The 17,082-nt window shown below is 61.1% G+C and carries 14 protein-coding genes; 4 read left to right on the forward strand and 10 right to left on the reverse strand.

Annotated elements, in window-relative coordinates:
* Positions 1-29 precede the first annotated feature (29 nt).
* The 3 genes from KUA23_RS18960 to dkgB all read left to right on the forward strand — a co-directional run bounded on the left by KUA23_RS18960 (position 30) and on the right by dkgB (position 3,532).
* Positions 30-1,985 carry an oxidoreductase gene (locus KUA23_RS18960; protein WP_252992640.1) on the forward strand — a complete coding sequence of 652 codons (1,956 nt, stop codon included), beginning with the start codon at positions 30-32 and terminating at the stop codon, positions 1,983-1,985.
* Entirely contained in the window at positions 1,973-2,551 is a 579-nt protein-coding gene (locus KUA23_RS18965; protein WP_252992641.1) for a helix-turn-helix domain-containing protein, read from the forward strand. Before KUA23_RS18960 ends, KUA23_RS18965 begins: the two co-directional genes overlap by 13 nt.
* Positions 2,552-2,713: 162 nt before the next feature.
* Positions 2,714-3,532 (forward strand): 2,5-didehydrogluconate reductase DkgB, encoded by an 819-nt coding sequence (gene dkgB / locus KUA23_RS18970; RefSeq protein WP_078049196.1) that lies wholly within the window; start codon positions 2,714-2,716, stop codon positions 3,530-3,532.
* Here the strand turns inward: dkgB and KUA23_RS18975 are convergent.
* The 7 genes from KUA23_RS18975 to KUA23_RS19005 all read right to left on the reverse strand — a co-directional run bounded on the left by KUA23_RS18975 (position 3,529) and on the right by KUA23_RS19005 (position 13,514).
* Positions 3,529-3,957 carry an ANTAR domain-containing protein gene (locus KUA23_RS18975; RefSeq protein ID WP_078049197.1) on the reverse strand — a complete coding sequence of 143 codons (429 nt, stop codon included), beginning with the start codon at positions 3,955-3,957 and terminating at the stop codon, positions 3,529-3,531. The two genes, dkgB and KUA23_RS18975, sit on opposite strands and share 4 nt — an antisense overlap.
* Before the next feature lie 134 nt (positions 3,958-4,091).
* On the reverse strand, positions 4,092-7,706 hold the full coding sequence (locus KUA23_RS18980; RefSeq protein WP_252992642.1) for a transporter substrate-binding domain-containing protein: 3,615 nt from the start codon (positions 7,704-7,706) through the stop codon (positions 4,092-4,094).
* A gap of 1 nt (position 7,707) precedes the next feature.
* Positions 7,708-8,337: a response regulator transcription factor gene (locus KUA23_RS18985; protein WP_078049199.1), complete on the reverse strand. Its 630-nt coding sequence runs from the start codon at positions 8,335-8,337 to the stop codon at positions 7,708-7,710.
* 303 nt (positions 8,338-8,640) lie between these two features.
* Positions 8,641-9,357, reverse strand: a complete 717-nt coding sequence (locus KUA23_RS18990) for an MgtC/SapB family protein (RefSeq protein WP_025854501.1) — start codon at positions 9,355-9,357, stop codon at positions 8,641-8,643.
* A 73-nt stretch (positions 9,358-9,430) separates the two neighbouring features.
* Complete coding sequence (gene mgtA / locus KUA23_RS18995; RefSeq protein WP_252992643.1) at positions 9,431-12,136, reverse strand: magnesium-translocating P-type ATPase; 2,706 nt, start codon at positions 12,134-12,136, stop codon at positions 9,431-9,433.
* Between the two features lie 419 nt (positions 12,137-12,555).
* Positions 12,556-13,158, reverse strand: coding sequence for a GNAT family N-acetyltransferase (locus KUA23_RS19000; protein WP_252992644.1), 603 nt, complete (start codon positions 13,156-13,158; stop codon positions 12,556-12,558).
* Between the two features lie 11 nt (positions 13,159-13,169).
* Entirely contained in the window at positions 13,170-13,514 is a 345-nt protein-coding gene (locus KUA23_RS19005; RefSeq protein WP_252992645.1) for an FKBP-type peptidyl-prolyl cis-trans isomerase, read from the reverse strand.
* Positions 13,515-13,911: 397 nt separating this feature from the next.
* Between KUA23_RS19005 and KUA23_RS19010 the strand changes: the two genes are divergently transcribed.
* Positions 13,912-14,157 carry a DUF6124 family protein gene (locus KUA23_RS19010; protein WP_016976709.1) on the forward strand — a complete coding sequence of 82 codons (246 nt, stop codon included), beginning with the start codon at positions 13,912-13,914 and terminating at the stop codon, positions 14,155-14,157.
* Between the two features lie 185 nt (positions 14,158-14,342).
* Here KUA23_RS19010 and KUA23_RS19015 read toward each other — a convergent pair whose 3' ends face one another.
* The 3 genes from KUA23_RS19015 to KUA23_RS19025 form a co-directional block, all read right to left on the reverse strand.
* Positions 14,343-14,963: a transglycosylase SLT domain-containing protein gene (locus KUA23_RS19015; RefSeq protein WP_078049204.1), complete on the reverse strand. Its 621-nt coding sequence runs from the start codon at positions 14,961-14,963 to the stop codon at positions 14,343-14,345.
* 47 nt (positions 14,964-15,010) lie between these two features.
* Positions 15,011-15,430, reverse strand: a complete 420-nt coding sequence (locus KUA23_RS19020; protein WP_252992646.1) for a RidA family protein — start codon at positions 15,428-15,430, stop codon at positions 15,011-15,013.
* 250 nt (positions 15,431-15,680) lie between these two features.
* Entirely contained in the window at positions 15,681-17,072 is a 1,392-nt protein-coding gene (locus tag KUA23_RS19025; protein WP_252992647.1) for an FAD/NAD(P)-binding protein, read from the reverse strand.
* Positions 17,073-17,082 lie beyond the last annotated feature (10 nt).

The raw sequence follows: 17,082 nt of genomic DNA on the forward strand, positions 1-17,082 counted from the left end.
ACAATAACAGCGCCTGGAGTATTCGCACCATGTCGCACCCTGCCTTTCCACATCTGTTCGAACCCTTGGTGCTGCGCGGCAAACGCCTGAAAAACCGCATCATGTCCAGCGGGCATGACACCTCGATGCCCACCGATAACCGCGTCAATGCGCAGCTGATCGCCTACCACCGCGCTCGTGCCGAAGGCGGTGTAGGGCTGATCGTGTTGCAAGTCGCCGGGGTGCATGACAGCGCGCGGTACACCTCCCATGTGCTGATGGCGACTGACGACGGCTGCATCGACGGCTACCGCGAACTGGCCAACACCTGCCACGCCCAAGGCACCGTGGTGCTCTCGCAGATCTTTCACCCTGGGCGCGAAATCATGGAGTCGGCCGACGGCTTGCTGGCCGTGGCGTACTCGGCGTCCGGCGTGCCCAATGAGCGCTTTCGCGTGATGCCAAGGGCGTTGGACCAGGCGATGATCGACGCGATCGTTGCAGGTTATGCAGCGGCGGCCAGGCGCCTGCACCAGGCCGGGATCGACGGGGTTGAAGTGGTCGCCAGCCATGGGTACTTGCCGGCGCAATTTCTCAACCCTCGGGTGAACCGGCGCAGTGATGCTTACAACGGCTCCCTGGAGCATCGGCTGAAGTTCTTGAGAGACATCATCGCGGCGGTCCGGGCCGCCACCGACGACCAGTTCATCATCGGCCTGCGCATTTCTGCCGATGAACGCGATGCCGAGGGGCTCACCGAAACCGAATCCCTGGAGGCCGTGCAACGTCTGCAGGCACAGCTGGATTACGTGCATATCGTCGCGGGTACATCAGCCTCCCTGGGCGGCGCGATCCATATCGTGCCACCCATGGCGATTGCCGCTGCGTACCTTGCCGATGAGGCGGCGAGGTTCAAGGCCAGCCTGTCGATTCCGCTTTTCGTCACCGGGCGGATCAACCAGCCTCAGGAGGCGGAGCTGATATTGGCGCGCGGCCAGGCCGATGTCTGCGGCATGACGCGGGCGTTGATCTGCGACCCCCGGATGCCGGCCAAGACCCTCGAGGGGCGCGCTGAAGATGTGCGGGCGTGCATTGCCTGCAATCAAGCGTGCATCGGTCATTTTCACAAGGGCTTGCCGATCTCCTGCATCCAGCATCCGGAGACCGGCCGCGAGCTGATATTTGGTGAAATGCAAGGGGCGTTGAAGCGCAAACGCATCATGGTAGTAGGGGGTGGCCCGGCAGGCATGAAAGCGGCGGCAGTCGCCGCACAACGCGGGCATGACGTGACGCTGTACGAAGCCAGCGGGCAATTGGGTGGCCAAGTATTGCTGGCCCAACTGCTACCACGGCGCAGCGAATTCGGTGGTGCCAGTACCAACCTGCAACGTGAGATGGAACTGGCCGGTGTACGGGTGGTGCGCAATACCCGGGTCGACCGTGCCTTGGTGGAACAGGAACGTCCCGACCACGTGATCATCGCCACCGGCGCCGAACCTTACTGGCCAACCTTCGAGCAAGGCGGCGAGCTGCAGGTGGTGGACGCTTGGCAGGTGCTGCGCGAGCAACTCCCCCTGGGGCGCTCAGTGGTGGTGGTCGACTGGCGTTGCGATTGGATCGGCCCCGGCATTGCCGAGCGCCTGACACGCGCAGGCCACCGGGTACAACTGGCGGTCAATGGCACTCACTGCGGGGAAAACCTGCCGCTGTACGTGCGCGATCAACTGGCGGGCGAACTGCATCGGCTGGGCATCCCGATCATCCCCTACGCCCGCCTCTACGGTTGTGACGACACCACGGTCTACCTGCAACACACCGCCAGCGGCGAGCCGATGCTGCTAGAGAATATCGACACCCTGGTGTTGTGCCAGGGGCACCAGCCGGTGGACACTCTGGGCGCGGAGCTGCATGGCCTGGTGCCCTTTGATCGGATCGGCGACTGCCTGGCCCCGCGCACCGCCGAAGAGGCGATCTACGAAGGACTCAAGGTAGCGTGGAACCTGTGACAGACGAACCCCAGCAACTGTTTCTCGGCACGCGCATTCGTGGCCTGCGCAAGGCGCGTGGGCTGACCCTCACCGCCTTGGCGCAGGCCAGTGAATTGACTGCCGGTTACCTCAGCCAGTTGGAGCGTAACCTGGCCTATCCCTCGATCCCGGCACTGTTCAACATTGCCCGCAGCCTGGGCGTGACCACCCAGTGGTTCTTCGCCAGCGAAACCGTGCCCGCAGTCGAGGACCAAGGCTACGTGGTCCGCAAAGGCAATCGCCAAAGCATTCACTACGAAGATGGCATCGTCGACCAACTGTTGACACCCCTGCCCAACCACCAGCTGGAAATGCTGCAATCGAGCTTTCCGCCCGGCGCCTATAGCCAGCAGAGTTACAGCCATGAAGGCGAAGAAGCAGGCTACGTGCTGAGTGGTCGGTTTGAGCTGTGGGTGGGTGAGCGGCATTTTCTGCTGGAGGCGGGCGACAGTTTCAGCTTTGCCAGCAATGAGCCCCATCGGTACGGCAACCCTGGCAAGGTGAACACGGTGGTGATCTGGGTGATTACGCCGCCGACGTTTTAAGCCGCTGGCGGGAATGAGAACGTTGCTACGGGAACTGACGACAGTGGCAAGGCGGCCATTCGTGACCTGTGGTAAAGAGTCCTTTTCGGATTCGACGGTTTTTCCGAAGGAACGACGGGCGGATACTCGACTCCATTGTTCACACCCCGTCTGGAGTTACTGATGTCTACCCCTATGCAAAACGTTCCGGCCTTTGGCCTCGGCACCTTCCGCCTGCAAGGCCAGGTCGTGATCGATTCCGTCAGCACCGGCCTGCAACTGGGCTACCGCGTCATCGACACCGCGCAGATCTACGAGAACGAAGCCGATGTCGGCCAGGCGATTGCCGACAGTGGCATCCCGCGCGATGAGCTGTTCATCACCAGCAAGATCTGGATCGCCAACTTCGCCGAAGGCCAGCTGATTCCAAGCCTGAAAGAGAGCCTGCGCAAACTGAAAACCGACTACCTGGACTTGACCCTGATCCACTGGCCCTCGCCGGAAGACCAGGTGCCTGTCGCCGAGTTCATGGGCCAACTGTTGGAAGCCAAGCGCCTGGGCCTGACCCGCCAGATCGGCATTTCCAACTTCACCGTCGACTTGATGAAGCAGGCGATTGCAGCCGTGGGCGCCGAGAATATCGCCACCAACCAGATCGAACTGCATCCCTACCTGCAAAACCGCAAGGTCGTGGACTTTGCCACCGCCCACGGTATCCAGATCACGTCCTACATGACCCTGGCCTACGGCGAAGTGCTCAAGGACCCGGTGATCCAGCAAATCGCCGAGCGCCATCAGGCCACCCCGGCGCAAGTTACGTTGGCCTGGGCCATGCAACTGGGCTACGCAGTCATTCCGTCGTCGACCAAACGCGCCAACCTGGAAAGCAACCTCAAGGCCCTGCAACTGACCTTGAACGCTGCCGACATGGCACAGATCGCCGCACTGGAACGCGGCCATCGCCTGACCAGCCCCAAGGGCATCGCGCCAAAGTGGGACTAAACCCTGGCCACGTGGCTGCGCGATAGCTCCCGCAGCCACGGCAACACCCGCAGGCCGGCTGTGGCTGCGGGTGGGTCGATGATGTCCATGAAGTGTTCAAGGTTGACGGTGTCCGGCACGCCGGGCAGGCGTACCAACACCGCAGGCTTTTTACCGGCGGGCGTGTCCGGGTTCAGGTCCAGGTGATCGTAGACCAGTACATGATGCGCCTGGGGTTGAGGCCCGCAAGTGTGGGTGGCCAGCCCCGCGTTGATGATCAGCACATCAAAAGGCTGGGCCGGGATGGCGGTGAGCAGTTGGACCTCTTCGAAGGTCTGCACCGGGACGATCCGGTGATACCCCAACTGGTTGAGCATCTTCTCGATGTACAAGCGTTGCAGGTGTTGCTCATCGGCAATCAGAATGGTCAGTGCTTTGTTTGGCATGGCGAACTCCTGGGCAGGCAGTGCTCGTCATTGAGCCTGGCCCATTTTCCAGACATACCTCGAAGACAAAATCAGGCTTGTTCCCTATCCATGTAGGAGTTCTCCCAAATACACCGAATGGCTAACACACTCGGTCAAGCCTGCTTGCAGTGCTGGCTGAGACTACGGTGCAAGCCGTCAATGGCCACGCCTACGGCCTCAACCGCAGCCCATGACGCATCGTGGTCGCGCCGTTCACATACGCCCTCCAAGGTTTCGCAACAGGCGACCAGCACCTGAGCCTTGACCATGCGGGCCCCGCCTTTGACGCGGTGAGCCAGGTCATGCAGCCTGGCAAAGTCCACCGGATCAAGCAGCGCCGGTAGCAGCAGGCGGTCCTCGACGAGGCTGCCGAGCAATGGCTGCAACAATTCGTCGAGTGCGGCCTTGTCGCCGCCCGTCAAGGTAATCAACGCGCTCAAATCAAACACCGGTTCGGCTTTAGGCGTGGCAGCACTGGCCGTGCGTGATGCCAGCGCTGCGCGCAAATCATCCAAACCGGTCGGCTTGAACAAACAACCATCCATGCCCGCCTGTCTGCAGCGCTCCGTTTCCTCCGGCTGGGCGTTGGCGGTGAACCCCAATATCAGGCAAGGCACCAGGCCACGTTGACGCTCTTGGGCGCGGATATCTCGCGCCAACGTGTAGCCGTCCATGATGGGCATGTTGCTGTCGGTGATCACCCCGTCAAAATGACCGGCCTGCCACAGCGCAAGGCCCTCGGCGCCATCGTCGGCGGTGACGATGCGGTGCCCCAGGAAACTCAATTGTCGAGCCAGCAGCAGACGGTTGGCCGGATAATCATCGACCACCAGCAGGTTCAAGACCTGGGTAGGGGGAACGCGTGACACCGGTACAGAAACCGGCGTTTGCGTGGTCAACGCCAGCGTCAACGCCACGTCCACCCGCGTGCCTTTTCCGAGCACGCTGCTCAAGTGCAATTGCCCGCCCATCATCTCGCACAGGTTGCGGCTGATCACCAACCCGAGGCCGGAACCACTGCGTGCCGATTGGGCGTGATTGCTGCCCTGGATAAACGGGTTGAACAAGCGCTGCTGATCTTCGGCACTGATGCCTATCCCCGTATCTTCCACAGACAACCGCAGGTTTACGTGCTCGTCAGCGGACGCCGGCGCGCACTGGGCACCCAAGCGCACCTGGCCGGTGGCGGTAAACTTGATGGCATTGCCTAGCAGGTTGGACACCACCTGCTTGAAACGCAAAGGATCTATGAGCACCGAGCAGTCGGTCATCGGGTCGAGTTCGACGTGCAGCGACAGCCCCTTATCCCGCGCCAACCCCTCGAACACCCGCGCTACTGACGCCAGCAACTCGCGCGGATTAGCCGGCGCCAGGGTCAGGGACAGGTGACCGGTTTCGATCCGCGCAATGTCCAGGATATCGCCGATCAGCTCCAGCATGCTGCGCGAGGCCATTGACGCCACCTCCAGCGCATCCTGATCGGCACGACCTTGCTCGGCGTTTTTCTGGGCCAACTCAATCATGCCGATCACCGCGTTCATGGGCGTGCGGATCTCATGGCTCATGGTCGCCAGGAACGTGGTCTTGGCGCGGTTGGCCGCGTCGGCCTCCTCCTTGGCTTCCTGCAACTGGCCCAGCAGGCGCTGGCGCTCACTCACATCGACCCACCCGGCAATCATGCCCACGACGTTGCCGTTGCTATCGCGGTACGGCAGCATCCACTGGTAAATGGTCAGTACACCACCACCGGGCACCTTGAGGACCCGGTCCTGGATCTGTGGCTCACCACGCGCCATCAGGCTCAAGTAATCAGCATGGAAAGACTGGGCCTGGGGCGGGTTACCGGTGTCGGTTTCCACGACCGTCTTGCCGATGACGTCCTCCAGCTTGAAGCCGAACACATCCAGGTAGGCGTTATTGCACGCCATCAACCGCCCCTGGCGATCGCGCACGTAAATCGGGTGGGGTGTGCCGTCGATCAGCACGCCCATGAACCGCATCTGGTCGCTCAAGGCCCGCTCGGCCTGGGCCCGCTTGCGAATCAGGTTGCGCAGGTAGAGCACCCAGCCCAGGGTAATCACCAGCAACAGCGCCGCCAGGCCAAACCCCTGGATAATCACGTTGCGGTGGCTGACCCAGTAACTGTCTTCGACGATGATCTCACTGCGCCAATGGTTGGACAGTTCGTCCATCTCTTCGGGTGTGATGCTCAGCAGCGCCTTCTCCAGGATCGAATACAGCTCCAGTTGGCTGCGGTTGACACCAAAGGCAATCCTCGCCGGTTCCGTCCCGACTGTGCTGGTGATCCGCAGACGATCCCGATAATCGCGCGCAATCATGTAGCGTGCGCTGATCAGCGAAACCACCGTCGCATCAACATTGCCTTTAGCGACCTGGCTCAGGGACGCTTCAGGGTTCTCGACGTCGACAAACTCGATACCTGGGTAATCCTTGGCAATTTGCGCGGCGAGGCTGTTGCCGCCGATGAACGCCAGGCGTTTGCCAGGCATGTCCTCCAGCGTAACCACGTGCTCATCAGCGGCGCGCACCACCAACACATAAGGATTGGACAGGTAAGGCCGGGTAAAGCGGATCTTCTCGGAACGCTCGACGCTGGGCGTGATCACCGCCAGCATGTCCACTTGACCGGTGCTGACTTCGTCAATTTGCCGAGGCAGCGAACTGCCCTGCACCACGTCGAACTTCAACCCGGTGCGCAAACTGATCCGCGATAAAACCTCGTCACTCAAACCGGCGAACTGCCCTTGTTCATTAAAAAACGACAGCGGCATGAATTTATCGAGGGCCGCCACTCTTACCCGTGGATGCTTCTCCAGCCAACGCTGTTCGTTGTCACTCAGCCGCAAACGGTCGGCCTCCAGGACACCGGTGCCACCGGCACTCCAGCGCCGCAGGATATCCATCTGCTGGCTGGCCGGGATAACCGCCAGCGCCGTGTTGATAATGTTCAACAGGCGAAGATTGTCGGCGGTAAACGCAAACCCGAACGGATTGACTTCCAACGCGGAAAAATCCGCCATGCGCACATTGTTCAGGTGGTTCTTGTTGATCAGATAGCGGGTACTGATGGCGTCGCCCAGGTAGACATCCGCCTGGCCGAACGCCACGGCACCGATCGCCTGGTGCGTCGAGCCATACAACTGCAAATGTGCCTTGGGGTAAAAAGCCTGGACTGCGTCGGGCTGCATATAGTGGTAGAGCATCGCCACGCGCTTGTCGGCGAGGTCGGCGCTCAATGAATGACTGTCACCTGCACGGGTGACCAGCACAGGTTGATCATTGGCGTAGGAACGCGACAGTACCAACGCCTTGTCGGCCGCTTCGTAACCATTGGCCGACCCGACGAAATCCACATCGCCTGACTTGAGTGCCTCGATCACTTCATCGCGGGTATCGTAGCGCCGCACCTCGATGGGGATGTTCAAGACCTGGCTGACCAGCCCCGTGTAGTCAGCCGTGATGCCTTCAAAGTCGTCATGGTTGCTCAAATCGAAAGGGGCGTAGTCGGGTGCCGACACCCCCATCACCAACGTGCGTCGCTCACGCAGCCAGCGCCAATCGCTTTCATCAAGCGCAACATCGGGGTGTTCAAGGGTGGAGTGGCCAAGCAGGCGCAGGGGATAGGGTTGATCCAGGGCCATCGCCGCCAAGGGTAGCAGCCCTATCAGCAGAATGGCCGTGAGTTTCACCCGCCGAGAGGTGGTCATTTCAGATCAGATGGTTGCGCTGGGCGAACTTGGCCAGGTGCACCACCGAATCCATACGCAGTTTCTCCTTGAGGCGCGTCTTGTACGTGCTGACGGTCTTGTGGCTCAGCAGCATGTCCCTAGCGATGTCCTTGTTGCCCAGGCCCAGCGCCAATTTTTGCAACACTGTCAATTCACGGTCCGACAGCGCTTCCACCAGTTCATGCTCGGTGGTCTGCAGATCATCACGGCGTACCGAACTGCTCGGCAGGCTCGGAAAGCAACTGTAGCCAGACCGGATCGCCCTGATCGCCTTTTGCAACTCATCAAGTTCGCCCGTCTTGGCCACAAAGCCCATGGCCCCGGCGCGCATGCAACGGGTGGAAAAGAACACCGCCAGGTAAGAGGTCAGCACCAGGATCTTGCAAGGCAACTCCAGCGCTTTGATCCGACTGATGACCTCCAGACCACCGAGCTTGGGCATTGCCAGATCGAGAATGATCAGGTCCGGTTTCTGCTCACGGGCAATCTGCATGGCATCGGCCCCGTTGCCCGCCTCAAAAATCTCAACAAAACCTTCCTGCTTCAACAGGTACTTCACGGTGGCACGTATAAAAGGGTGATCGTCCACAATTAAAGCTTTGTTGCTCATAAGACTCCCCTAAGAGGATCAGTACGCTTACATATCACGCGGGACCTATCTACCTGTGAAAAGTAACAGTTCCGACGGACGGCACTGATGACTCTACGTAACATATCAGGCAGTACAGACCCCTCCTTTTGATCAAACACGGTAATAACGTAGAGCTGCGTCTTGGTTGCTGAGCAGACGCAAGCGCGCAACCTTATCAACGGCGTGTTGTTTCAAATGAAGGGATAGTCTCGAATGCTTGTAGGACTTTTCCTCTGAGTAGCATAGCCGGCTTTGCGCGCGGCATTGCCTGACAGACACAGCCTACTCCGTAGTACTTGGACTCCAGAATGCCTGCACCACCAGGGTCGACATCGAGATGCGCGCCACCAGGGCGTCCAACTCGTCACCGTCTACCGAGGTCACGGCCAAGGTGGCTTCGATTTCGACTTCTTCCGTGCCGAAGGGGCGAACATCCACATCACTGGCGGGGTAATTGCACCGTGCCAGCTCAGCTTCCAGCAACGCCAGAACGGCTTTTTGCTGGGTGCGCCGGGCGATCACATACAGGATGTTGGTGACTTCTGCCGACACCACATCCAGCGGCTGGCGGTTGATGTTGTTGACGATCGGGCGCAGCAAGGTATTGGCCGCCAGCACAAACAACGTGCCCAGCAGCGCTTCCAGGATCAAGTCGGCACCCGCGCAGGCACCCACCGCAGCCGAGGCCCAGAGGGTGGCGGCAGTATTGAGCCCACGCACGTTGCCCTCTTCGCGCATGATCACGCCGGCACCGAGAAAGCCAATACCCGACACCACATAGGCCACCACCCGCACGGCGCCTTCGGCACCACCGAGACGGTTGGCCATGTCGACGAAGATCGCCGCACCCACCGCCACCAGCACGTTGGTCCGCAGGCCCGCCGTGCGCTGGCGGTACTGGCGCTCGAAGCCGATCAGGCCGCCGAGAATAAAGGCCGCAGTAAGGCTGACCAGGGTATCGATCAGCGAATTGAGGTTGATGTTGTTGATTGCTTGCATGAAAACTCTCCTTGACCACTCACCCCTGTAGGCGCTGGCTTGCCAGCCCATACAAGGGGCGTTGTTACTGCTGTTACTGCCAGCCAAATTTACGGATGTAGTAGCCCTTCACCGCCTGGGTCAGGGCCATATACGCCAGCAGAATCACTGGCAGGAACACAAAGTACAGCGATGGCAGCGCCTGCAATTTAAAGTAGTGCGCCAGTGGGCCCATCGGCAGGAATATGCCCACGGCCATGATCACGCCCGTCATCACCATCAATGGCATCGCCGCACGGCTCTGCAGGAACGGGATCTTCGGGGTGCGGATCATGTGCACGATCAACGTCTGGGTCAGCAGCCCCACCACGAACCAGCCGGACTGGAACAGGGTCTGGTGGTCGGGGGTGTTGGCATCGAAGACATACCACATGAGTGCGAACGTGGTGATGTCAAAGATCGAACTGATCGGCCCGAAAAACAGCATGAAACGGCCGACATCGCCCGGCTGCCAACGTTGGGGTTTGCTGAGCATCTGCGCATCGACGTTATCGAACGGAATCGCAATCTGCGAAATGTCGTACAGCAGGTTCTGCACCAGCAAGTGCATCGGCAGCATCGGCAGGAACGGGATAAACGCACTGGCCACCAGCACCGAGAACACGTTGCCGAAGTTGGAACTGGCGGTCATCTTGATGTACTTGAGCATGTTGGCGAAGGTGCGCCGGCCTTCCAGCACGCCCTCCTCCAGGATCATCAGGCTCTTCTCCAGCAGGATGATGTCGGCAGCTTCCTTGGCGATGTCCACCGCACTGTCCACCGAAATGCCGATGTCGGCGGTACGCAGCGCCGGCGCGTCGTTGATGCCATCGCCCATGAACCCCACCACATGCCCGTTGGCCTTGAGCAGGCGCACGATGCGCTCCTTGTGGGACGGTGTCAGCTTGGCGAACACATTAGTGGTTTCCACGGCCTTGGCCAGCTCGGCGTCGGTCATGTCCTCGATGTCGTTGCCCATCAGCAGGCCCTGTTGCTCCAGCCCCACTTCGCGGCAGATCTTGGCGGTGACCAGTTCGTTGTCGCCGGTCAGCACTTTCACGGCGACGCCGTGGGCTTTAAGCGCCTTGAGCGCAGGCGCGGTGCTTTCCTTCGGTGGGTCAAGGAACGCCACGTAGCCGATCAGCGTGAGGTTTTTCTCATCCGCCAGGCTGTACGTATCTTGCCCCGGCGCCATCGGCTGCGCCGCCACAGCCACTACACGCAGACCTTCTTCATTGAACGCGGCAGTCACCTGGCGAATACGTGCCAGGAGGTTTTCGGTCAGCGCTTCGTTGACGTCGCCATGGCGCACGTTGGTGCACACCGACAGGATCTCTTCCACCGCGCCCTTGCAGATCAGCAGATGCGGCTGGCCTTGCTCGGCGACCACGACCGACATGCGGCGGCGATTGAAGTCGAACGGGATCTCATCGACTTTCTGGAACGCGGTGCCGACCTTCAGCTCACGATGCACCTCCACATGTTCCAGCACCGCCACGTCCAGCAGGTTTTTCAGGCCCGTCTGGTAGTAGCTGTTGAGATAGGCCATTTCCAGCACATCGTCGGACTCTTCGCCCCACACGTCCACATGGCGTGCGAGGAAAATCCTGTCCTGGGTCAGGGTGCCGGTCTTGTCGGTGCACAGCACGTCCATGGCGCCGAAGTTCTGGATCGCGTCCAGGCGTTTAACGATGACCTTTTTGCGCGACAGAAACACCGCCCCCTTGGCCAGGGTGGACGTGACGATCATCGGCAGCATTTCCGGGGTGAGGCCCACGGCAATCGACAATGCGAACAGCAGCGCCTCGGTCCAATCGCCCTTGGTGAACCCATTGATGAACAGCACCAGCGGCGCCATCACAAACATGAAGCGAATCAGCAACCAGCTGACCTTGTTGACGCCGTGCTGGAACGAGGTGGTGGCGCGGTCGGTAGCGGTCACACGCTGGGCCAGCGCGCCGAAATAGGTACTGTTGCCGGTGGTCAGGATCACCGCCGTCGCCGCACCGGACACCACGTTGGTGCCCATGAACAGGATATTCTCCAGGTCCAATGGGTTGCGGGTCTTGGCGTCCTGCTGCTGGGCGAACTTCTCCACCGGCATCGATTCGCCGGTCATCGCCGCCTGGCTGACGAACAGGTCCTTGGCGCTGAGCACGCGGCAGTCGGCAGGGATCATGTCACCGGCCGACAGGATGATCAGGTCGCCCGGCACCAATTGCTTGATCGGCAGCTCGATGCGCTTGGCTTCGTCCCGGCGCAACACGGTGGCGGTGTTGCTCACCATGGCCTTGAGGGCGTCGGCAGCCTTGTTGGACTTGGCCTCCTGCCAGAAACGCAGCAGCGTCGACAGCACCACCATGGAGAAAATCACCGTGGCGGCCTTCATGTCTTCGGTCAGCCAGGAGATCACCGCCAGCAAGGTCAGCAGCAGGTTGAACGGGTTTTTGTAGCAATGCCACAGGTGCACCCACCATGGCAGCGGCTGCTCATGCTCGACTTCGTTGAGGCCGTATTGCACGCGCAGCGCATCGGCTTCCTGGGTGTTCAAGCCTTCGGCGTGGCTGCCCAGGGTACCGAGCAATTGCACGGCACTGCTGTTGGCCGAGACCACCAGGGTGTGCGCCAGGGTCGGCGGTACTTCGCGGCTGACACTGGCGTCGGTCACGGTTTCGAGCATCGCCAGGCGGCGGAAGTGCCGGGCGATGTGCCGGGTCCGCAGGAAGCCGGCGAAGAACTCTTTCAACAGAGTGAAGTTCATGGTGTTACTCCTGCGCGAGGAAACCGTCGTGCAGGTACCGCCGTCTGCACCGCGCCCGTTTCATGGGCACAGTCAGCTTGGCCCGCCTGCCGAAAAAAGGCAGGCGCGTCCGTAGCATCCCGAGGCGAGTCAGGTGCTGGTCAGCGTCGATGAGAGGGATTCGGGCAGGTGCCAGGATTGGCCGCTGCCGGGATGCCGCTTCTCGCTTTTAGTGGCGAGACAACGGCATCGGAAAAATGCGCGTTACCTTGCCAAGCCTGTGCCGGTTACCGAAACCGGCCGACTACTGTCACTCGAACAAGTACCCACTGAGGGTCTCCGCTATTGATGAAAACGCGCGAAGCTTACGCCCCGATGAAAGGAGAGTAAACCGTAGGAAAGTTTCCGTATGGGGAATAAGAAGATTCTTCAGGATGGGTTCAGGAAGGTAGATCCACTTGATCTCGCGGCACCAACGTCGGGAAATCACCCACCTGCCCACCTGTCAGGGCCTTGACCTGAATCGATACGCTGTTCACCTGACGCCCCATCGTGATCCCTTCGCGGGTGCGTACCTGCACATAGCCAAGTTTTGGCCAGAAACGTTCGGCCTTGGCATTGCCGATGACTACCGTCAAACGCAGCCATTGAGCGCCATTGCCCGCCGCCCAAGCCTCAAGATCGGCGTGCAGCCGCTGCGCCAACCCAGTGCCATGCAAGCGTGCATCCACCAGCAACAGCCCGATATGCCAAACACCAACAGCCAGCAAGTCCGCCGCAATGTTCACCACCGCCACCAGCTGGTTTTCCACATCGCGGTAACCCAGCCAATACATCCGACTGCACGCCCACCCCGCGGGCAACTGTCCCTGCAACTCCTCATGCGCTTCGGTCGCAGTGGCGGGTGCGCCGTTGACCGCGATGAAGTAATCCGGCGCCCGCTCAAAAAACCGCTGCAACTCGACCTCATCGCGATCACCCAGCTCAACGACCTGAATGCCCACGACGGAACACGCCGGCAACCCGTGTGAATCAACCTCCATGTCCATCGTCCTCAATCGTCCCGCGTCAGCACTTCCAGCAACTCAATCTCAAAACGCAGGTTGCTGTTGGGCTTGATATGCGCGCCCATCGACCGCTCGCCATAGGCCAGATGCGCCGGCACAAACAGCGTGCGCACACCGCCCACCTGCATGCCCATCAAGCCCAGGTCCCAGCCCTTGATCACACGCCCGGTGCCAATCACACACTGGAACGGCTTGCCGCGCTCCCAAGAGGAATCGAACACCGTGCCATCTTCCAGAGTGCCGGTGTATTGGGTGGTGATCAGCGCGCCCTTGACCACGGCTTTGCCGGTGCCAGGGCGGAGGTCGGTGATTTGGAGTTCTTCGGGGCTCATAGGGCGCTCGTTGACGGTACAAAGGGTGGGGTTTTCCCAGAATTGGGTAGGTTTGGCAAGTGTAGGAAGAGTCGCTGCGATGACATTTCCCTTTATCTCGCAGGACGTTTCCGAGAGAATCCCAACCGCTTGCGCCGCTCAAATCACGTGGCTAGTCTTCGTCGGTCACTGCCAATTCAGTGACTCGGGGTTTGGTAGACCACGAGTGATTAGGCGCTAAGCGCCCCCTTCTGCAAGGCGCTTTTTTTCGGCCCTGCGTTATGGTGGCCGTGCGCAGGGCACCTTCGGGTGCACCGGGTCCTAATCACCGGTCTACCAATCTGCGTACGGTCACCACCCTAAAAGTCGTTTGGTAGCGATCGTGGTGACATTCCAACTTAGATTAGGAGTTGAACCCATGGACAAACCTGTCCCCGCGCCGCCCGCTTCAGAACTGCAATTCTTCACCACCACCCCAGACCTCAGCTTCGAAGACGCCCTGGCCCACGCCAGCAGCGTGTTGCGTTGTGCTGCCGTTGCGGCGCAAACCGCCGGGGATCAACTGGAAGGGACGTCACGCACGTTGGTGCTGTCGGTCATGCACCTGGTGGACATGGCCAGTGTGATGGTGGATCGGTCGCTGGAGTGTATGCAGCCGAGCTAAGTCCGTTCGCATCAAGCAAAACCTTGTGGTGAGCGGGCTTGTCCCGCGCTGGGCTGCGAAGCGGCCCTAAAACAGACTCGTTCTAATCAGGCAGAACGCTTTTTTTGGGGCCGCTTCGCGCCCCAACGCGGGACAAGCCCGCTCACCACAACAAGCCCTGCCCACCACAATAGTTAACTTGCTCCTCACAACCACCGCCAAAACCGACTCCAAAACCCACGCCCCAAATCATCCTTGCACCGCGCATATTGCGCCGCATACATCTGCGAGCGCGCCTGTACCTTGCTAGCCACCGGCGGCAGCCAGGCCTTGGCGGCGTAGGTGCGTTGGCGGTAGCCGCCCCAGCCTTCGTGGTAGTTCAGGTATTGGCCGTAGGCGTCGTATTTGTAGACGCCATTGATGGTGTAGGTCTTGTCCATGTACCAGCCGACAAAATCGATGGCGTCGTCGAAGTCCTGGCGGCTGGCGCCGGTGCGGCCGGTGCTCTTGCGGTAGTCGTTCCACACTTCGTCCTTGGCCTGGGCGTAGCCGGCGGCGGTGGAGACGCGGCCCCAGGGGATGATCCACAGCAGGTATTTGCGGGGGGCCAGGGCGTCCTGGCGGAAGCCGGACTCCTGGTACATGATGGCGAACGGTACCTGGATCGGCACGCCCCAGCGCTTTTGCGTGACTTTGGCGGCGTCGTACCAGTCGTCTTTTTCGCGGAAGATGCCGCACAGGTCATTGGGCGTGCGTGGCGGCGAGGTGCCGCACGCCGCCAACAGGGAGGTGAGTAGTAACAGTCCGACGGCTTTGGCTGCGCTCAAGGGGCACCTTTGCGAGATACGCGTAAAAAAACCGGCATTTTACGCGTTCATTGAGGTGAGTGCCGATGTGTCATCCAGTCGTTTTGATAACGGCGGTGACCTCCAATTCCAGCATTCCGCCACTGGGCAACCCCGCCACGCAGACCGCCGACCGCCGACCGCGCATGCCGGCCCTGCTCGCCAAACACGTCAATCAACACCTGGGAAGCGCCGTCGACCACGTTGGAAAAGCGCTGGAAACCCTCGCCGCCAAACACAAAACCTCGCACAAACAGAATGCGCTCGACGTTCTCTAACCCTACCGCCTGATCCAGCACGCTCAAGGCGCGCAACGCGCAGGTTTGACCGGCCTGTGTCACCCGCGCTGGCGAGGTCTGGTCCGTCACCGGTCCGCTGATCACGCCATCGCCCAGCCGGCACACTTGTCCACTCACATAGGCCACACCCGCATGAATCGTCACTGGCACATAGTCACCCTTGGGTCCTGGCGCCTCGGGAAGTTGCAACCCCAAGGCCGCGACACGCGCGTGGTGACAGACTTGTGGCGCAAGGGATCGAGCCGGATCATGCGCGGGATCGGGACATCGGTGATTGGGGGTGCGCCTGGAGGAACCGACTCGAATGTGGGAGCTGGCTTGCCGGCGATGGTCGTCAACGATGACGCGGAAAGCCAGAACGTATGCGGCGCCTTTACGTTTTTCACCGGTAAGCCGGCGCCTATAGGGTAAGTCGTGCGGCCAGTGCCTTGGCTTGCAGCGCTACATCGGTCACTGCGGTGCTTTCCCACCACATCCCGCGCAACGGCGGGCCCATGGCGAACAGGCGCCGGCTGACATTGCCCTCTGCGTCCAACACCGCGCCCGACGCGTCCGCCGCAATCCCCAACGCCAGAGGCCCCGGCTGGATCAGCCCACGCTTGAGCAATTGCTGCGGCAGCGCACGGGCCACGCGGCGCCAGTCGTATTCGATACCGCTGGAGTTGATCAGCGCTGCGCCCGAGACCTGGGTGATGGCTTGCTCGCCGCGATGACGCAAGCGAATGGTCACGCCTTCAGCCGAAGGTTCCAAGCCCTTGAAGGAGGCTGCCCGGATCCGTAACCGCCCCTCATCATGCAAGCGTGCCACTAACTGCGCGCTCAACGGCGGCGAACGGTGGTGATGGCTTTCCCACCACGGCCGCACATGCCGTACGAACTGGCGTTTCTCGCGCTCGCTGGCCTGGCTCCACAGGCGGCCGATGTGTGCGCGCACGGTGTCCAGCGGCGCTTGCCAATCGATGCCCTGCGTTTGCGCAATAGCGCATTGCCGACGCACTTCGCGCAGCAATTGCCGAGGGCTGCGCAGACGGTGATCCTCGCCGAGAAAATCCACCCAGCTCGGCGGTTGCCGGCGCACATGGGGCAGCAAGCCGTGACGCGAGAAAACCTCGATGGGTCCGCGATGCCCGGCCTGTTCCAGGGAGACCACAGCGTCGACCATCGTCAGCCCCGATCCGATGATCAGCACCGGCGCTTGTGGGTCAATCCCGGTCATCGCCTTGACATCCCACGGGTCCACCGCCGCCGCATTCAGCCCACTGGATTCGGTTTGTGGCGTGCGTGCCGCCGGGAACATGCCGGTGGCCAGTACCGCAAACCCGCCGCGCAGTGGCTGGCCGTTATCGAGGGTCAGCAGCGTCGAGGCTTCCTCCACTTGCAGGTCGACCACTTCGCCGCGCACGTGCTCGACGCTGGATGCAGACTGCGCCTTGGCCTCAGCCAAGCGTTGCTGGGCGTACAAACCAAAAATCCCGCGCGGCGGGAACAATTCGCTGATCGGCACGCGTTGCTGGCCGGACTCCGGCCAGCCGCCGGCGCCGATGTAGTCGGTGAGCCATTGGGTCAGGTCGTCGGCATTGTCCGGGTCGACACTCATGCGCGCCGCATTGCCGTTGAGGGTGTGGCCCAGTTCGACAGCACTGTAGGCCTCTCCGCGCCCCAGTTCCGCGCGCGGCTCGATCACCAGGATCCGGCGTTGGCCGGGCAGGCGCAGCAGTTGCACGGCCAGCATCGTGCCGCTCAGGCCGCCGCCGATGATCAGTACATCAGCGTTGCGGATGGATTCAGTCATGCAGAGTTGC

Source organism: Pseudomonas pergaminensis (assembly GCF_024112395.2).
Classification (GTDB): Bacteria; Pseudomonadota; Gammaproteobacteria; order Pseudomonadales; family Pseudomonadaceae; genus Aquipseudomonas; species Aquipseudomonas pergaminensis.

Coding starts and splice junctions, on each gene's coding strand:
- KUA23_RS18990 (WP_025854501.1), bottom strand. CDS start 9,357: ATGCAAGCAATCAACAACATCAACCTCAATTCGCTGATCGATACCCTG.
- KUA23_RS19005 (WP_252992645.1), bottom strand. CDS start 13,514: ATGAGCCCCGAAGAACTCCAAATCACCGACCTCCGCCCTGGCACCGGC.
- KUA23_RS18975 (WP_078049197.1), bottom strand. CDS start 3,957: ATGCCAAACAAAGCACTGACCATTCTGATTGCCGATGAGCAACACCTG.
- KUA23_RS19000 (WP_252992644.1), bottom strand. CDS start 13,158: ATGGAGGTTGATTCACACGGGTTGCCGGCGTGTTCCGTCGTGGGCATT.
- mgtA (WP_252992643.1), bottom strand. CDS start 12,136: ATGAACTTCACTCTGTTGAAAGAGTTCTTCGCCGGCTTCCTGCGGACC.
- KUA23_RS18960 (WP_252992640.1), top strand. CDS start 30: ATGTCGCACCCTGCCTTTCCACATCTGTTCGAACCCTTGGTGCTGCGC.
- dkgB (WP_078049196.1), top strand. CDS start 2,714: ATGTCTACCCCTATGCAAAACGTTCCGGCCTTTGGCCTCGGCACCTTC.
- KUA23_RS19010 (WP_016976709.1), top strand. CDS start 13,912: ATGGACAAACCTGTCCCCGCGCCGCCCGCTTCAGAACTGCAATTCTTC.
- KUA23_RS18985 (WP_078049199.1), bottom strand. CDS start 8,337: ATGAGCAACAAAGCTTTAATTGTGGACGATCACCCTTTTATACGTGCC.
- KUA23_RS18980 (WP_252992642.1), bottom strand. CDS start 7,706: ATGACCACCTCTCGGCGGGTGAAACTCACGGCCATTCTGCTGATAGGG.
- KUA23_RS19025 (WP_252992647.1), bottom strand. CDS start 17,072: ATGACTGAATCCATCCGCAACGCTGATGTACTGATCATCGGCGGCGGC.